Raw genomic sequence first — 14,292 nt, 5'->3', positions numbered from 1 at the left:
ACGACACAGGTAGCAAAGCACAATGTCCGAGCAACAGGTCAACAACCTCAACGTCCTCTCCGAGGACGTCCTCATCACCCCGGCGGCCCTCAAGCAGGAGATCCCCCTCTCCGAGGAGGCCGAGCGGACGGTGATCGAGGGACGCAACACCATCCAGGCCATTCTCGACGGTCGCGACCCCCGCCTGCTGATGGTGGTTGGCCCCTGCTCGATCCACGACGTGGACGCCGCCCTGGACTATGCCCGCAAGCTGCGGCGCCTGGCGGATGAGGTGAAGGATAGCCTGTATATCGTGATGCGCGTCTATTTCGAGAAGCCGCGCACCACGGTGGGCTGGAAGGGCCTGATCAACGACCCCCACCTGAACGGCTCCTTCGAGATCGAGGAAGGCCTGCACATCGCCCGCCGCCTGCTCGTCGAGTTGACCGAGATGGGCCTGCCGCTCGCCACCGAGGCGCTGGACCCGATCTCGCCACAGTACCTGCAGGACTGCATCAGCTGGTCGGCCATCGGCGCCCGGACCACCGAGTCCCAGACCCATCGCGAGATGGCCTCCGGCCTGTCCTGCCCGGTGGGCTTCAAGAACGGCACCGACGGCAGCCTCGACGTGGCCGTCAACGCCCTGCAGTCGGTGGCCCACCCGCATAACTTCCTGGGCATCGACCAGGCCGGCAAGGTGGCGATCATCCGCACCCGCGGCAACGCCTATGGCCACGTGGTGCTGCGCGGCGGCAACGGCAAGCCGAACTACGACAGCGTCAGCGTGGCGCTGGCCGAGCAGGAACTGAACAAGGCCGGCGTCACCCCGAACATCATGATCGACTGCTCGCACGCCAACTCCAACAAGGACCCCGGCCTGCAGCCGCTGGTACTGGAGAACGTCAGCAACCAGATCCTCGAGGGCAACCACTCGATCATCGGGCTGATGGTCGAGTCCAACCTCGGCTGGGGCAACCAGAAGATCCCCGAGGATCACAGCCAGCTGGTCTACGGCGTCTCCGTCACCGACGCCTGCATCGACTGGGACACCACCGAGCAGGCCTTCAAGGCCATGAACGAGAAGCTGGCCCCGGTGCTGGCCAGGCGCCGCCAGGCCGCCTGACCACCCCACCCGCTCGCGACGACCTGCGGCGACGGGCCCGCCACTGGCGGGCCCGTCGCCTTTGGCCGCCATGGCGGACGCGCCTTGCCGAGGCCCGCCTGCCGGCTCAGCGATTCCCCCCGCGAATCAGCGCCCGTGCCCAGGCCGACGCCTCGGGATAGGCCTCGCCGTCCAGCACGAACTCCTGCCCGCGGGCGACGGCCTGCAGCTCGACGCGGTCGGCATGCCGCCGCCAGCGCCGCGGGTCGGCGTGATAGGAGAGCGGCGGACGCCCCTCTCCCGGCTGGAACCAGCGCGGCAGCTCCCAGGTGGAGACCCTGTCGGCAGCCGTCGTCGTCAGTCGCCGCGCCGCGGCATACCGGGAAAAGACACCCGCCCCCGGCAGCGAGTCGGCCAGCCCGTGCAGCTGCAGGTGCCGCCGGGCGAGGTAGAGGACGTTGTTCGGCGCGTCGAGCCGCTGGCAGTGGGGATGATCGTAGGCCCACTCGACGCCCTCGGGCCCGACATCGCCCAGCGTCAGCCTCTCGGCCACCTGCATCCAGCCCCACAGCAGATGGCAGGGCCGCGACTCGCGCACGAAGCGCCATCCCGCCGTCGTACGCTCGACGCGGCGAAAGAGCCCGAAGAACAGGAACAGGTCCCCCGCCCCGACGCCCTGGTTGCGCAGGTGGCTCTGCGCCTGGCCCATCTGCCCGAACACCGGCCGCCAGCCCGGTCGGCGCGGCAGGCTATCGGCCAGCAGGTCGGGATCGAGGTGCGCCCCGGCATCCGGGGCGATCCTGCCCCGGGTGAGATCGGCCACCAGGGGCCCCAGGGGCTCGCCCTGATGGCGGATCGCCTCGAAGGGAATCACCGAGCGCGCGTCGGGAATCGGCAGCACCACCAGCCGGCCATCGGGCAGGATCGGGCTGGGCACGCCCCCGGCGGAAGTATCGAAGCCCTTGCGGCTGAGGATCAGTTTCATGTCGATTCCTGCCACCCACGAGGCGCGATTGCCGGGCCGCGCCCCCATGACTCACCCGCCCTGCACCACCCCGTCGATCTCGCGGGCGAAGGGCGGCAGGGCATCGAGCAGCGCGCGACCATAGCGGCGCGTCAGTACCCGGCGGTCGAGCAGGGTGATCCGCCCCCGGTCGGCCTCCTTGCGGATCAGCCGCCCGCAGGCCTGCACCAGCTTGATGGAGGCATCGGGCACGCTGATACGCATGAAGGGGTTGCCGCCCTGGCTCTCGATCCACTCGGCCAGCGTCGCCCCCACCGGGTCGTCGGGCACGGCGAAGGGCAGCCGGGTGATCACCACATGGGTCAGGTAGTCGCCGGGCAGGTCGATGCCCTCGGCGAAGCTCGCCAGGCCGAACAGGATGCTGCCCTCGCCCTGGTCGACCCGGGCGCGGTGACGCTCCACCAGCTCGCGCTTGGGGAGCCGGTCCTGGGCCAGCACCCGCTCGCGCCGCGCCGGCGAGAGTCGCTTCTCCACGGCGCGCAGCTGGGCGCGCGAGGAGAACAGCATCAGCACCGCCTCGTCATCGCCCAGGGCCTCGACGAAGTCGACGATGGCCCGCTCGTGGCCCTCGCGGTCGGCGGGATCCACCGCCTCCCGGGGCACGCTGAGCACCGCTCGGGAATAGTCGAAGGGACTCGGCAGGCGCTGGTAGCGATAGCGGTTGGCCAGGCCGGCACGCTCCTGCAACCGCTCGAAGCGGCCCAGGGCCGTCAGGGTCGCCGAGGTTACCACCGCCCCGAAGCAGCGTCCCCACAGCGACCGGGCCAACGTATGGGCGGCGGAGACCGGGCTCGCCGAGAAGCTGAGCTCCGCTTCCCCGCCGAAGCGCTCGAGGGTCAGCCAGCGGGCCCGGGGCGGCTCCCCCTCGGGGTCGGGCTCGGCGAAGGCCTGCCAGAGGGCGTGGGCCTCCAGGGCGCGGCCGTGGAGCAGCGCCACCAGCGGCAGCCAGGGCTCGGCCTGCTCCCGGGGCAGCCCGGTGGACTTCTCGGGGTCGAGGCTCTCGCGCAGGATATCGCTCATCGACTCCAGGGTGCGCGACAACTCGGCGAACAGCGTCACCAGGCCGTCGGCCTGCTCGCACAGGGCCCCCGGCACCCGCCCCATCTCGAAGCGATGCTGGGCGCCCTCCTCGCCATCGCCCAGTCCCTCGGGTCGCCCCGCGAGCTGGTGGCCGAGGGCGAAGGCCTCGCCGAGCCGGGGCTCCACCGCCTCGAACAGCTGGGGCAGGCTCGCCAGCAACCGGGCCAGGGTCGGCTGCACGGCCAGCGCCTGGTTCAGCTCGGTGAGCGACTTCTTGAGGGTGCGCAGCCAGCGCAGGGCGCCACCCACGGCGAAGCGGTGAGTGAAGTGGTTGAGGGCCTTGTCGGGCAGATGGTGGCCCTCGTCGAAGATGTACAGGCAATCGGCCGGGTCCGGCAGCACCACCCCGCCCCCCAGGGCCAGGTCGGCCAGCACCAGGTCGTGATTGGCGACGATGACGTCGGCACTGTCGAGGTCGCGACGGGCACGGAAGAAGGCGCAGGCGCCGAAGTGGCCGCAGCGGCGATTGGTGCACTGGCGGTGGTCGACGGTCAGCTTGCGCCAGTGGGGATCACTGATGGCCTCCGGCCAGCTGTCGCGATCGCCGGCCCAGCGGCCATTGCCGTAGGCCTCGCCGAGGGACTGCACGAGTTGCTGGAAGTCGTCGCCGCCGCTGTCCAACGCCTGCTCGAAGAGCGACAGGGTGGGGTTGTCCTCGCCGCCGTCCATGGCCTGGTCGAGGCGCGCCACGCACACGTAGCGGCCGCGCCCCTTGGCCAGGGCGTAGTCGAAGGCCAGGCCGCTGTGGGCCTTGAGGGCCGGCAGGTCCTGGTGCAGCACCTGCTCCTGCAGGGCCACGGTGGCGGTGGCCACCACCAGGCGCTTGCCGCGGGCCTTGGCCACCGGCAGCGCGGCCAGCAGGTAGGCCAGGGTCTTGCCGGTGCCGGTGCCGGCCTCGAGCACGCAGACGTGCTCGTCGCTGACGCGGCGACCGGCGTCGTCGACCTCGACGCCCGCCAGGGTGCGGGCGATCTCGGCGATCATCAGCCGCTGACCGTAGCGCGGCGTCAGCTCGAGCCCGTCGAGCACCCGCCGATAGGCGTCCTGGATCTCGCCCTTCAGGGCCTCGTCAAGCATGGTTGCGCCTGCATCGTTAGGGTAAAACCGCGGCTTTTCCGGCGACAGGCCGATGCGGAGGCGCTGTGAACCCTTCCCTGGGCGCTACCTCTGCCATCCATGGCAGAGGACCTCCGCTACGGCCTGTCCCCGGCGCCGCTCACTCGGGTGGTTTCTCGGGCGCACCCCGCACGGTCTTTCTTCAAGCGGCGCAGCCGCGTCTTCCCGCTTCCAGGCGCGCAGCGCCGCTCTTGAAGCTTACAGCAGCCCTTCCGGCGGATGCTCGCAGGGCAGCTTGTCGTTGATGAAGCGCTCGATCTCCGGCAGGGAGAAGGCGTCTTCCTCGCCCACGAAGCTGATCGACACGCCCTTGGCGCCGGCACGGCCGGTGCGGCCGATGCGGTGGACGTAGTCCTCGGGATCCTCCGGCAGGGTGTAGTTGATCACGTGGCTGACATCCTCGATATGGATGCCGCGGCCGGCCACGTCGGTCGCCACCAGTACCTGGATCTCGCCCTCGCGGAACTGCTCGAGGGTGCGGATGCGCTGGTTCTGGGGCACGTCGCCGGAGAGCATGGCGGCGTTGATGCCGGCCTGCTTGAGCAGCTCGTCGAGCTTGCGCACCAGGTCGCGGCGGTTGCCGAAGACCATCACCCGGTCGAAGCTCTCCTGCTGCAGCAGCTTGACCAGCAGGCGCTGCTTGTCCTCGTCGCCGACCAGGTAGACCCGCTGGTCGATGTCGGCGGCGTTGTCGACGGTGACCGCGATCTCCACGTGGGCCGGCTCATGGGTCCACTGGCTGGCCAGGTTGAGGATGTCCTCGGTGAAGGTCGCCGAGAACAGGAAGGTCTGGCGCTCTTCCTTCTTCGGCGTATGGCGGATGATGCGCTTGACGTCGGGGATGAAGCCCATGGAGAGCATGCGGTCCGCCTCGTCGAGCACCAGCACCTCGACCTGGGTCAGGTCGACGTCGCGCTTCTGGTGGAAATCCAGCAGCCGGCCCGGGGTGGCGACCAGGATATCCAGCCGCTTGCCCAGCCCCTCCAGCTGCTTCTGGTAATCCATGCCCCCCACCACGCTGGCGACATTGAGCTGGGTGAAGCGCGCCAGCGCCTTGGCGTCCTTCTCGATCTGCAGCGCCAGTTCCCGGGTCGGCGCCACGATCAGCGCCCGGGGGGCCCCGGGCTTCTGGCCGTCCGGCGCCTCCTCCTCGAGGAAGTAGGCGAGGATCGAGATCAGGAAGGCGGCGGTCTTGCCGGTCCCGGTCTGGGCCTTGCCCACCACGTCGCCGCCGAGCAGCGTGTGGCGCAGCGCCTCGGCCTGGATCGGCGTGCAGTACTCGAAGCCCTGGGCGTGGATGGCGCGCATCAGCGGCAGCGGCAGATCGAAGTCATGGAAGCGCCACTTGCCCGCGACGGCGGGAACCTGGAACTGGCGCAGGTCCCAGTTCGACTGGCGGCGGCGCGGCTTGCGACGGCGACGCTTGGGCTTGCGGTTCTCGGTCTTGGCCGGTGCTGTGGTCTGTTCCGACTCGCTCATAGGCTGTGCTGTCTCGTCCATGTAGTGGATGAAAGCGTCTCGGGAGGTTGCGTGACGCAAACGGCCATTGTACCAGCCTCCGGCGGCGAGGGCCCGCCCGCTGTCGAAGCGGTGGCTGCGACTGGTAGAATGGCGGCCAGTATCCAAGGAGCATGCGTCATGACACGCAGAAAGAAGACCCGATCGCTGGCCGACAAGGTGACGATTCGCACCGGCCGGCGCAAGGACTACAAGCAGTGGCGCCACGAGAACCCCGACGAGGTCACCTCGTCGCGCCGCTACACCCAGAAGAAGCGCCAGCAGCGCAAGCTGCAGGCGGCCCGCAAGCTGACCCGTCAGGAGACCGGCCAGTCCATCGAGATCCATCCCGACAAGCCCGAGAACAAGGACGACTGACCGATGCGCCTGGTCTCATTCAACATCAACGGCATTCGTGCCCGCCTCCACCAGCTCGAGGCGCTGATCGAGGCGCACCGCCCGGCGGTGATCGGCCTGCAGGAAACCAAGGTCCAGGACAGCGAGTTCCCGGTGGCCGCCGTCGAGGCCATGGGCTACCACGTCTATTTCCACGGCCAGAAGGGGCACTATGGGGTGGCCCTGCTGTGCCGGGACGAGCCCGAGGCGGTCTACCGGGGCTTCCCCGACGACGGCGAGGACGCCCAGCGCCGACTGATCGGCGTGCGCCTGTGCGGCGAGGACGGCGCACCGCTGACGGTCTGGAACGGTTACTTTCCCCAGGGCGAGAACGTCGACCATCCGGTGAAGTTTCCCCACAAGCGCGCCTTCTACGCCCAGCTGAGCCGCCTGCTCGCCGAGCAGCACTCCCCCGAGGAGCGCCTGGCGATCATGGGCGACTTCAACATCTCGCCCGAGGACATCGACATCGGCATCGGCGAGGCCAACCGCAAGCGCTGGCTGCGCGAGGGCAAGACCAGCTTCCAGCCGGTGGAACGGGAATGGCTCGAAGGGATCAAGGGCTGGGGGCTCACCGACAGCTACCGGGTCTGCCACCCCGAGGTGGACGACCGCTTCAGCTGGTTCGACTACCGCTCCAGGGGCTTCGACCGCGACCCCAGGCGCGGCCTGCGCATCGACTACATCCTGGTGACCGAACCGCTGGCCGGGAAGGTCCGGGAGGCCGGCATCGACTACGAACTGCGGGGCATGGAGAGGCCCTCGGATCACGCCCCGGTGTGGGCCGAGCTGGACTGCTGAGGCGTAGTGGAGCCGGTCTCCCCGGCTCCGTCGCCCTGCCCTTCCGGCAGGCTGGCTAGCCAGGCCTCGGCTCCTGCCTCGCCGAGGGCCAGGGCCCGCTCCAGGGCCCGTTCGGCGAGCGCCCACTCGCCCCAACCATGGGCCAGTTGGCCCAGGTGCAGCCAGTCCTCGCCGGCCCCGCTACGCTCGGCAAGCGCCTCCCAGGCGGCCAGGGCCCGCTCGCGGTCCCGCGCCGCCTGCCAGGCCCTGGCCAGCAGGCGGCGGTTGGCCGGGTCGTCGGCCAGCGTGCCCTCCTCCAGCGCCGTGGCGAGCAGCTCGGCGGCCCGGGCCGGGGTGCCGCCGGCCAGGTGCAGGCGAATGCGCTGACGGAGGTCGTCGCGCCCGGTCAGCACGCCACGTCGCCAGCCCGCCTCCCAGAGCGCCGCCGCCCGGCCGGGATCCCCCAGCCGCTGGGCCAGGCCCGCCGCCCGACGCCAGGCCTCGGGGTCGTCCTCGGCGTTCTCCAGCCGACGCTCCAGCACGGCCAGGGCCGAGGCCTCGTCGCCGGCGCGCTGCAGCACGCTGGCGGCCAGCGAGGCCTGCGTCCCGACCGGCTCGCCGCCGGCCTCCAGGGCCCGCCGAACCCAGCGCGCCGCGGCCTCCCAGTTCGTCTCGGCGGCCAGCAGCCGGGCCATCCGCCAGTGGTCGTCGGCCGCACCGCCATGGCGGGACAGCCAGTCGGCGAGCAGCCCCCGGGCCTCCTCGGCCTGGCCGGCCTCGAGGCGCAACCCGACCTCCTGGCGCAGCCAGCGGTCGGCCTGCGCCGCCTCGACGCCCTCGGTGGCGCGGGCGCTGGCCAGGTGATCGGCGGCGGCCCGGGCGTTGCCGAGGCGCGCCTCCGCGCCGGCGGCGAGCTGCAGGTAGAGCGCCCTGGCCCAGCGGTCCGCGGCATTGCCTCCGGCCAGGCGCTCGGCCTGGGCCAGGGCCCGCCCGCGCACCTCGCCGGCGGCGTCGGCCTGGAGGCGCTGCTCCAGGCCATGCAGGTCGCGGATGATACCGCCCGGCAACGACGGGGCGGCCAGCACGGGAGTCACCAGGCCCAGCCAGGCGCCCGCCAGCAGGCCGGCCAGGGAAAGCGTTCGCGTCATGTGCTCACCTCAACTGGAATTCCAGGCGCTGGCGCGCCCGACGTCGCCCGTCGGCCTCGGCGAAGCGCCAGTCGGCGATGGCGCGGCGGGCGGCACGCTCGAAGACCCGCGCCGGCTCGGCCTCCAGCACCTCGATGCTGCCGCGCTCGACCCGGCCATCGGGGGCGATGATGAACTGCACCAGCACATACCCCTGGAGGCCGCGGCGACGGGCCCGGGACGGATACTCCGGGGGCACGCGGCGGGTCGCCTGGGCCGAGTTGCCCACGTCCACGGGCTCATTGGAGACGGCCTGGGACGACGCGGGCGACGCCGAGGCGGACTCGCTGGCCGGCGCCGGGCTCGGCGAGGGCTCCGGGCTGGGAGACGGCTCGGGATCCGGTTGCGGCTCGGGCTCGGGCTGAGGTTCGGGTTGCGGTTCGGGCTGCGGCGGCGTCTCGGTGAGCTCCGGCAGGGACTCGTCCAGGGGCACCTCCGGCGCCTCCATGGGCGGCAGCTCCGGCTCGGGCAGGGCGATGGTGCTGTCCACGGCCGGCGCCGGGGCCGGCTCCGGGGGCGGTGTCGGCGCACTGGGTGGCGGGGGCGGCGCGGCGGAGGCCGGCACCGGCTCCGGCGCCGGTTCGGCCGGCACCTCGGCCAGCGCCAGGGTCAGCTCCTGACGGGGCTCGGGCTCGGCCTGGGGCGGCACCACCAGGAGCGCCAGCAGCAGGAACAGCGCCAGCGTCAGCGCTGTTCCGGCGAGCAGCGAGACCGGCAGCCGCATCAGGCGCCGCTCCGCTGGGCGGCCACGGCCACCTGCTCGACGTCGGCCTCGCGCAGGCGGTCCATCACCTCGATCAGCACGCCGGTGGCCGCCTCGCGGTCGGCCTGGATGACCACCGAGCCGTCGTCGCTGACCAGGCCGGCCACCCTGGGACCCACCCGGTGCAGATCCACCGGCTCGCCATCCACCCAGACCGCCCCTTCCGGGGTGATCGCCACCAGCACCTGGACGTCCGGGCGCGGGGTCGCCGCGCTGGACTCCGGGCGCTCGATCTCCACCCCGCTCTCCTTGATGAAACTGGTGGTGACGATGAAGAAGATCAGCATGATGAAGACCACGTCCAGCATCGGGGTCAGGTTGACCTCGCTGGTCTCCTCGCCGGCGGTGGCCAGTCGGCGTCTACGCATGGGCGTCCTCCACGGCGCGGGCCAGGCGGTCATGCAGCCGCTGGTCCTCGCGCCGGATGATGTGTTCGAGACGGGTGATGAACAGCAGTCCCACCACCGAGACCGCCATGCCGCTCAGGGTGGGCAGGGTGGCCCGGGCCACGCCGTCGGCCATGGCCCGGGCCTGGTTGACCTCGCTGACGGCCAGGCTGTCGAACACCGTGATCATGCCGGTGACGGTGCCCAGCAGGCCGAGCAGCGGGCAGATCACCACCAGCAGCTTCAGCCAGGGCAGCGGGCCGCGCAGCCGGGCGATCAGCTCCCGCGCCCAGACCTCACGCAGGGTCAGGGCGCTCCAGCTGGCGTGGTCGGCCCGCGCCACCCAGCGCGCCACCAGCGCCCGGCGCGCCGGGCGGTAGTGGAGTCGGAAGAACCACCAGCGCTCCAGGGCCAGCGAGAACAGCAGCACGGCCACGCCGACGATGACCACCAGAACGGGGCCACCGGCCTCGACCAGCCGCGCCAGGGGCTCAAGCCAGGGCATCGGCATGGCGCGGCGCTTCACGCGGGGAGGCGGTGCGGCCCGCCTCCAGGGTGTCGGCGAGCACGGCGCTGGCCCGGCCCTCCAGGGTGCCGATCAGCGCGCGACTGCGGCTGGACAGCGCCGTGTGGGCGAACAGCAGCGGCACGGCGGTGATCAGGCCGAGCACCGTGGTGACCAGCGCCTGGCTGATGCCGCCGGCCATCAGTTGGGGGTCGCCGGTGCCGAACACGGTGATCGACTGGAAGGTCACGATCATGCCGGTGACCGTCCCCAGCAGGCCCAGCAGCGGCGCCACCGCGGCGAGCATCTTGACCAGGCCCTGGCCGCGCTCGAGGCGCGGCTGCTCGGCGAGCAGCGCCTCATCGAGGCGGGCCTCCAGGGCCTCGGGGGCGTGGCCGGTGCCGAGGGCCTGGAAACGCTGAAGCGCCCGGCCCAGGGGGTTGTCGTCGCGCAGCCGCGCGAGATCCCCCAGTTGGCGGCGCAGGGTCACGGTGACCCGCAGCAGGTAGAGATACTGGCCGAGCGCCACCAGCAGGCCGCCGAGGCCCAGGGCCACCACCACATAGCCCACGGCGCCGCCCTGGCGGAAGCGCTCCCAGAGGGTCGGCTGCCGAGCCAGGGCCTCGAGGACCCGGCCGTCGGCGGGATCGAAGGACACCACCTCGCCCTCGCCGGCCTGGAAGGCCTGCAGGCGCTCGGCCACGCCGGCCGGGGTATGCGGCAGCACCGTCAGGCGGCCGTCCTCGCCGGCGCGCTCCAGCAACTGGCCGTCGCTGGCCGCCAGCAGGTCGCCGAGGCGGATCACGGTGCGCTCGGCCACCTCACCGTCGGCGCCGGCCACCGGCGCCTGCAGGCCGACCACGCGGGCGGTTTCCCGGGTCAGGCCCATCAGGCTGTCGGCCAGGGTGGCGAGCTGCTCGGCGCGCAGGATGCCGTCGGCGTCCAGGCGCGGCGGCAGGCCGGCCTCGGCGCCCAGGGTCAGCCAGCCGGCGCTCAGCTCGTCGCGCAGCTCGCCGCTGACGCCGGCCACCTCGTCGAAGACCGCCTCGAGGTCACCGCCCTGCTCCTGGCGACGGGCCTGGAGGGCCTCGAGCTCGGCGGTCTGGGCCTGCTGTCGGCTGTCCAGGGTCTCGCGGCGCTCCCGAACCTCGGCCAATTCGGCACGGGCCTGTTCGAGGGCGGCGTCGAGGGCCTGCTCGTCGTCGACCAGCTCGGCCAGCCGCGCCCGGTCCCGAGCCTCGGCGGCCTCGCGCTCGGCGCGCAGGGTCTCGAGGGGCGCGTCCGTCGCCGCGGCGCCCTCCTGGGCCTGGGCCAGCAACGACATCCCCAGCAGCAGGCCGGCCAGCGCGGCGCGCAGGGTAAGGTTCCGGATCATCAGGCGTCCTCCCGGGGTTGCGAGACGGGCAGGTCCAGCAGGGCCGGGGCGCGCTGCTCCCGGGCGATGGCCAGCCCCTTGCGGACCTCGGCCAGGGCGGTCTCGTCCAGGGGGCGCCACTCGCCGGGCTCGGCCTGCCAGACGCCGCCCCGACGGCCGTCGGGAGTCAGGTAGTACCAGCCCACTCGGCCCAGGCGCAGGAAGTCCACCTCCCGCGGGGTCTCGCCGGGCAGCTCGCCGCGCCAGGTATCGAGCTCGCGGCCGTAGTCGAGCTCGGCCTGCCAGGCGGCCAGCACCCGCTCCAGTTTCTCGGCGGTATCGAGCTCGGGGTCGGCCAGCAGGGGCTCGAGGCTGTCCACCCGGGCCAGGCGCTCGTCGCGCAGGAAGGGCATATCGCCTTCCACCCAGGTGCGCAGGCGCTCGACCATGCCGCGCATCAGCCCCGGCAAGGCCTCGCGGGTCTGTGACAGGGTGTCGAGGGCCTCGCGGCGTTCGGCCAGGGTCGCGGCCTGTCGCTCGACCAGGGGGGCCAGCTCGGCGTTGTAGCGGCTCAGGCGCCGGGTCTCTTCCCGAGCCTGACGCAAGGCCTTCAGGCGCTCGCGAACCGCCTGATCGGCGCCGTCGATGCGCGCCTGCAGCTCGGCCTGGGTGCGCTGGGCCGCGATCGCCTCCTCACGCAATTCCGTGGCGGGGGCGCTCGCGGCCGCCGTCAAGGCGAGGCCGGCCAGGCTCCAGCGAATCCATGATGCTCTGTTCTGCACTCTCGTCTCCCGGAAGGTGCGCGGAATGCCAGGCACGCTACCTCAAACAAGAATAGTTATCAATGTACATGGCGGCTGGCGTCATTTGACGGAGGGAGCCATGAACAACGATAATGAGAATCCTTATCATCCTCTGCAGGGCGTCTCATGGCTATCGACCGACCCCGGCTGCACTACACCTGCATCTTCCTTCACGTTTCCTTCCGGGCCATCCGGCAGTCGGTCGACGAGGGTCCGGGCGGCGACGCATCGCCGTGCTGGCTGGACACGGGATCGATCAGGATGCTGCTGGGCGAGATGCATCGCTGCCGGGTCGAGGCCGCCTCCCAGGCGGACCTCTGCCGTGCCCTGGACGGCGCCATTTCCCACGTCGGCCTGCTGCTGCTCCAGTGCCCGGGCGGGCTCGACCGAGGACATTGCCGCCGGCACCTCGACGCCATCATCACCCCCTTGGGGCACGCCACCCGTCTGGCCATGCCGCGGCCGGCCCCCCGCGGCCACTGGCAAGGCTCGGCGCGTCGCCTGTTCCGCCGCCTGGGGCTCGGCTGACGTCCCTCCCGGAGACAAGAAGGGCCGGCCTCCCCTGCGGGAGACCGGCCCCTCGATATCGGCCACACGCGATAGCGTGCTACCGCTGGCGTTCAGAAGCTAGAGCTTGCTCTCCAGCTCCGGGAGGGCCTCGAAGAGATCCGCGACCAATCCGTAATCGGCCACCTGGAAGATCGGCGCCTCCTCGTCCTTGTTGATCGCCACGATCACCTTGGAGTCCTTCATGCCCGCCAGGTGCTGGATGGCCCCCGAGATGCCCACGGCGATGTAGAGCTCCGGGGCGACGATCTTGCCAGTCTGGCCGACCTGCATGTCGTTGGGCACGAAGCCCGCGTCCACCGCCGCCCGCGAGGCGCCGATCGCCGCCCCCAGCTTGTCGGCGATGCCGTCGAGCAGCTTGAAGTTGTCGCCGCTGCCCATGCCCCGGCCGCCGGAGATCACCACCTTGGCCGCGCCCAGCTCGGGACGGTCGCTCGCGGCCAGCTCCTCGCCGACGAAGGACGACAAGGCATTGTCGACCACGGTATCCACCGCCTCGACGCTGGCGGAGCCCGTCTCGGCGACGGCATCGAAGGCGGTGGCGCGCACGGTGATCACCTTGAGGGCGTCGTCGCTCTGCACCGTGGCGATGGCGTTGCCGGCATAGATCGGCCGCTGGAAGGTGTCGGCACTCTCCACCGCGATGATCTCGGAGAGCTGGGCCACGTCCTTCAGCGCGGCCAGCCGCGGCATGACGTTCTTGCCGGTGGTGGTGGCGGCGGCCAGCACGTGACCGTAGTCGTCGGCCAGCGCCACCAGCAGCTCGCCCAGCGGCTCGGCCAGCTGGTGGGCGTAGACGGCGGCATCGGCGACGCGCACCCGGCTCACGCCGTCGAGCCTGGCCGCGGCGTCCGCGATGGCGCCGACGTTCTCGCCTGCCACCAGGACATCGATGTCGCCGCCGCTGTCCTGCTGGATCGCCCGGGCCGCGGCCACCACGTGGGCGGTGGCACCGGCCAGTTGGCCGTCGTGATGTTCGGCAAGGACCAGGATACTCATGAGATCACCTTCGCTTCGTTCTTCAGCTTGTCGACCAGCTCGTCCACCGAGCCCACCTTGACGCCGCCCTGGCGCTCGGCCGGCGGCTCGACCTTGACCAGCGTGAGCCGTGACGCCACCTCAACGCCCAGCTCCTCCGGGGTCTTGACGGAAAGCGGCTTCTTCTTGGCCTTCATGATGTCCGGCAGCTTGGCGTAGCGCGGCTCGTTGAGGCGCAGGTCGGTGGTGACGATGGCCGGCAGCGCGAGTTCGACGGTCTGCAGCCCGCCGTCGATCTCGCGGGTGACCCGGGCCTTGTCATTCTCGATGACCACCTCGGAGGCGAAGGTGCCCTGGGGCCGGCCGGTCAGCGCGGCGAGCATCTGGCCGGTCTGGTTGTTGTCGCTGTCGATGGCCTGCTTGCCGAGGATGGTGAGGCCCGGCTGCTCCTCCTCGACCACCCTGGCCAGCGCCTTGGCGGCGCCCAGCGACTCGACGCGCTCGTCGGTCTGGATGTGGATGGCCCGGTCGGCGCCCAGCGCCAGCGCGGTGCGCAGCTGTTCCTGGGCGGCCTTGGGGCCCACGGTGACCGCGACCACCTCGGTCGCCACGCCCCGCTCCTTGAGCCGCACCGCTTCCTCCACGGCGATCTCGCAGAAGGGATTCATGGCCATCTTGACGTTGGTGAGGTCGACGTCGGAGTTGTCCGGCTTGACCCGGATCTTGACGTTGTAGTCGATGACGCGTTTGACCGCGACGAGTACCTTCATGTTGT

15 protein-coding genes are annotated in these 14,292 nt (G+C 71.5%); 4 read left to right on the top strand and 11 right to left on the bottom strand.

Going from position 1 to position 14,292, the window contains the following annotated elements; translation table 11 throughout:
• Positions 1–22 precede the first annotated feature (22 nt).
• A complete protein-coding gene (locus FHR97_RS12385) occupies positions 23–1,102 on the top strand; it encodes a 3-deoxy-7-phosphoheptulonate synthase (protein WP_183384119.1) in 1,080 nt (359 codons plus the stop codon).
• A gap of 106 nt (positions 1,103–1,208) precedes the next feature.
• Here FHR97_RS12385 and FHR97_RS12380 read toward each other — a convergent pair whose 3' ends face one another.
• From FHR97_RS12380 to rhlB, 3 genes are all read right to left on the bottom strand, one after another.
• Complete coding sequence (locus FHR97_RS12380; RefSeq protein WP_183384118.1) at positions 1,209–2,066, bottom strand: Nmad3 family putative nucleotide modification protein; 858 nt, start codon at positions 2,064–2,066, stop codon at positions 1,209–1,211.
• Between the two features lie 51 nt (positions 2,067–2,117).
• On the bottom strand, positions 2,118–4,262 hold the full coding sequence (dinG, locus tag FHR97_RS12375) for an ATP-dependent DNA helicase DinG (protein WP_183384117.1): 2,145 nt from the start codon (positions 4,260–4,262) through the stop codon (positions 2,118–2,120).
• 237 nt (positions 4,263–4,499) lie between these two features.
• Positions 4,500–5,780 carry an ATP-dependent RNA helicase RhlB gene (gene rhlB / locus FHR97_RS12370; protein WP_183384116.1) on the bottom strand — a complete coding sequence of 427 codons (1,281 nt, stop codon included), beginning with the start codon at positions 5,778–5,780 and terminating at the stop codon, positions 4,500–4,502.
• 159 nt (positions 5,781–5,939) lie between these two features.
• Here rhlB and FHR97_RS12365 point away from each other — a divergent pair, with 159 nt between their 5' ends.
• Complete coding sequence (locus tag FHR97_RS12365) at positions 5,940–6,176, top strand: hypothetical protein (protein ID WP_183384115.1); 237 nt, start codon at positions 5,940–5,942, stop codon at positions 6,174–6,176.
• 3 nt (positions 6,177–6,179) lie between these two features.
• Complete coding sequence (gene xthA, locus FHR97_RS12360; RefSeq protein WP_183384114.1) at positions 6,180–6,995, top strand: exodeoxyribonuclease III; 816 nt, start codon at positions 6,180–6,182, stop codon at positions 6,993–6,995.
• Here xthA and FHR97_RS12355 read toward each other — a convergent pair.
• The 6 genes from FHR97_RS12355 to FHR97_RS12330 are packed head-to-tail and all read right to left on the bottom strand — an operon-like array spanning position 6,962 to position 11,951.
• On the bottom strand, positions 6,962–8,122 hold the full coding sequence (locus FHR97_RS12355; protein ID WP_183384113.1) for a tetratricopeptide repeat protein: 1,161 nt from the start codon (positions 8,120–8,122) through the stop codon (positions 6,962–6,964). The two genes, xthA and FHR97_RS12355, sit on opposite strands and share 34 nt — an antisense overlap.
• A gap of 4 nt (positions 8,123–8,126) precedes the next feature.
• Entirely contained in the window at positions 8,127–8,885 is a 759-nt protein-coding gene (locus FHR97_RS12350; protein WP_183384112.1) for an energy transducer TonB, read from the bottom strand.
• The gene (locus FHR97_RS12345) at positions 8,885–9,292 is read right to left on the bottom strand and encodes an ExbD/TolR family protein (protein ID WP_183384111.1); all 408 of its coding nucleotides are present in this window, start codon (positions 9,290–9,292) and stop codon (positions 8,885–8,887) included. The genes FHR97_RS12350 and FHR97_RS12345 overlap by 1 nt, the downstream gene beginning before the upstream one ends.
• The gene (locus FHR97_RS12340; RefSeq protein ID WP_183384110.1) at positions 9,285–9,821 is read right to left on the bottom strand and encodes a MotA/TolQ/ExbB proton channel family protein; all 537 of its coding nucleotides are present in this window, start codon (positions 9,819–9,821) and stop codon (positions 9,285–9,287) included. The genes FHR97_RS12345 and FHR97_RS12340 overlap by 8 nt, the downstream gene beginning before the upstream one ends.
• Entirely contained in the window at positions 9,802–11,190 is a 1,389-nt protein-coding gene (locus tag FHR97_RS12335) for a MotA/TolQ/ExbB proton channel family protein (protein ID WP_183384109.1), read from the bottom strand. Before FHR97_RS12335 ends, FHR97_RS12340 begins: the two co-directional genes overlap by 20 nt.
• Positions 11,190–11,951, bottom strand: a complete 762-nt coding sequence (locus FHR97_RS12330; RefSeq protein ID WP_183384108.1) for a DUF3450 family protein — start codon at positions 11,949–11,951, stop codon at positions 11,190–11,192. The genes FHR97_RS12335 and FHR97_RS12330 overlap by 1 nt, the downstream gene beginning before the upstream one ends.
• Positions 11,952–12,098: 147 nt before the next feature.
• Between FHR97_RS12330 and FHR97_RS12325 the strand changes: the two genes are divergently transcribed.
• Positions 12,099–12,500, top strand: coding sequence for a hypothetical protein (locus FHR97_RS12325; protein ID WP_183384107.1), 402 nt, complete (start codon positions 12,099–12,101; stop codon positions 12,498–12,500).
• Between the two features lie 99 nt (positions 12,501–12,599).
• Here the strand turns inward: FHR97_RS12325 and FHR97_RS12320 are convergent, their stop codons facing one another.
• Together FHR97_RS12320 and FHR97_RS12315 are read right to left on the bottom strand one after the other, a co-directional pair.
• Positions 12,600–13,538: an electron transfer flavoprotein subunit alpha/FixB family protein gene (locus FHR97_RS12320; RefSeq protein ID WP_183384106.1), complete on the bottom strand. Its 939-nt coding sequence runs from the start codon at positions 13,536–13,538 to the stop codon at positions 12,600–12,602.
• Complete coding sequence (locus tag FHR97_RS12315; protein WP_183384105.1) at positions 13,535–14,287, bottom strand: electron transfer flavoprotein subunit beta/FixA family protein; 753 nt, start codon at positions 14,285–14,287, stop codon at positions 13,535–13,537. Before FHR97_RS12315 ends, FHR97_RS12320 begins: the two co-directional genes overlap by 4 nt.
• Between the last annotated feature and the right edge of the window lie 5 nt (positions 14,288–14,292).

Origin of the sequence: Halomonas stenophila (assembly GCF_014192275.1) — a bacterium.
Classification (GTDB): domain Bacteria; phylum Pseudomonadota; class Gammaproteobacteria; order Pseudomonadales; family Halomonadaceae; genus Halomonas; species Halomonas stenophila.
This window is presented reverse-complemented; position numbering and strand designations above follow the sequence as displayed.

Excerpts from the sequence above, each read along its gene's own strand:
- FHR97_RS12380 (WP_183384118.1), bottom strand. The coding sequence starts at position 2,066 with ATGAAACTGATCCTCAGCCGCAAGGGCTTCGATACTTCCGCCGGGGGC.
- FHR97_RS12315 (WP_183384105.1), bottom strand. The coding sequence starts at position 14,287 with ATGAAGGTACTCGTCGCGGTCAAACGCGTCATCGACTACAACGTCAAG.
- FHR97_RS12365 (WP_183384115.1), top strand. The coding sequence starts at position 5,940 with ATGACACGCAGAAAGAAGACCCGATCGCTGGCCGACAAGGTGACGATT.
- FHR97_RS12355 (WP_183384113.1), bottom strand. The coding sequence starts at position 8,122 with ATGACGCGAACGCTTTCCCTGGCCGGCCTGCTGGCGGGCGCCTGGCTG.
- FHR97_RS12325 (WP_183384107.1), top strand. The coding sequence starts at position 12,099 with ATGGCTATCGACCGACCCCGGCTGCACTACACCTGCATCTTCCTTCAC.
- xthA (WP_183384114.1), top strand. The coding sequence starts at position 6,180 with ATGCGCCTGGTCTCATTCAACATCAACGGCATTCGTGCCCGCCTCCAC.
- FHR97_RS12385 (WP_183384119.1), top strand. The coding sequence starts at position 23 with ATGTCCGAGCAACAGGTCAACAACCTCAACGTCCTCTCCGAGGACGTC.
- dinG (WP_183384117.1), bottom strand. The coding sequence starts at position 4,262 with ATGCTTGACGAGGCCCTGAAGGGCGAGATCCAGGACGCCTATCGGCGG.
- FHR97_RS12335 (WP_183384109.1), bottom strand. The coding sequence starts at position 11,190 with ATGATCCGGAACCTTACCCTGCGCGCCGCGCTGGCCGGCCTGCTGCTG.
- rhlB (WP_183384116.1), bottom strand. The coding sequence starts at position 5,780 with ATGAGCGAGTCGGAACAGACCACAGCACCGGCCAAGACCGAGAACCGC.
- FHR97_RS12320 (WP_183384106.1), bottom strand. The coding sequence starts at position 13,538 with ATGAGTATCCTGGTCCTTGCCGAACATCACGACGGCCAACTGGCCGGT.
- FHR97_RS12345 (WP_183384111.1), bottom strand. The coding sequence starts at position 9,292 with ATGCGTAGACGCCGACTGGCCACCGCCGGCGAGGAGACCAGCGAGGTC.
- FHR97_RS12340 (WP_183384110.1), bottom strand. The coding sequence starts at position 9,821 with ATGCCGATGCCCTGGCTTGAGCCCCTGGCGCGGCTGGTCGAGGCCGGT.
- FHR97_RS12350 (WP_183384112.1), bottom strand. The coding sequence starts at position 8,885 with ATGCGGCTGCCGGTCTCGCTGCTCGCCGGAACAGCGCTGACGCTGGCG.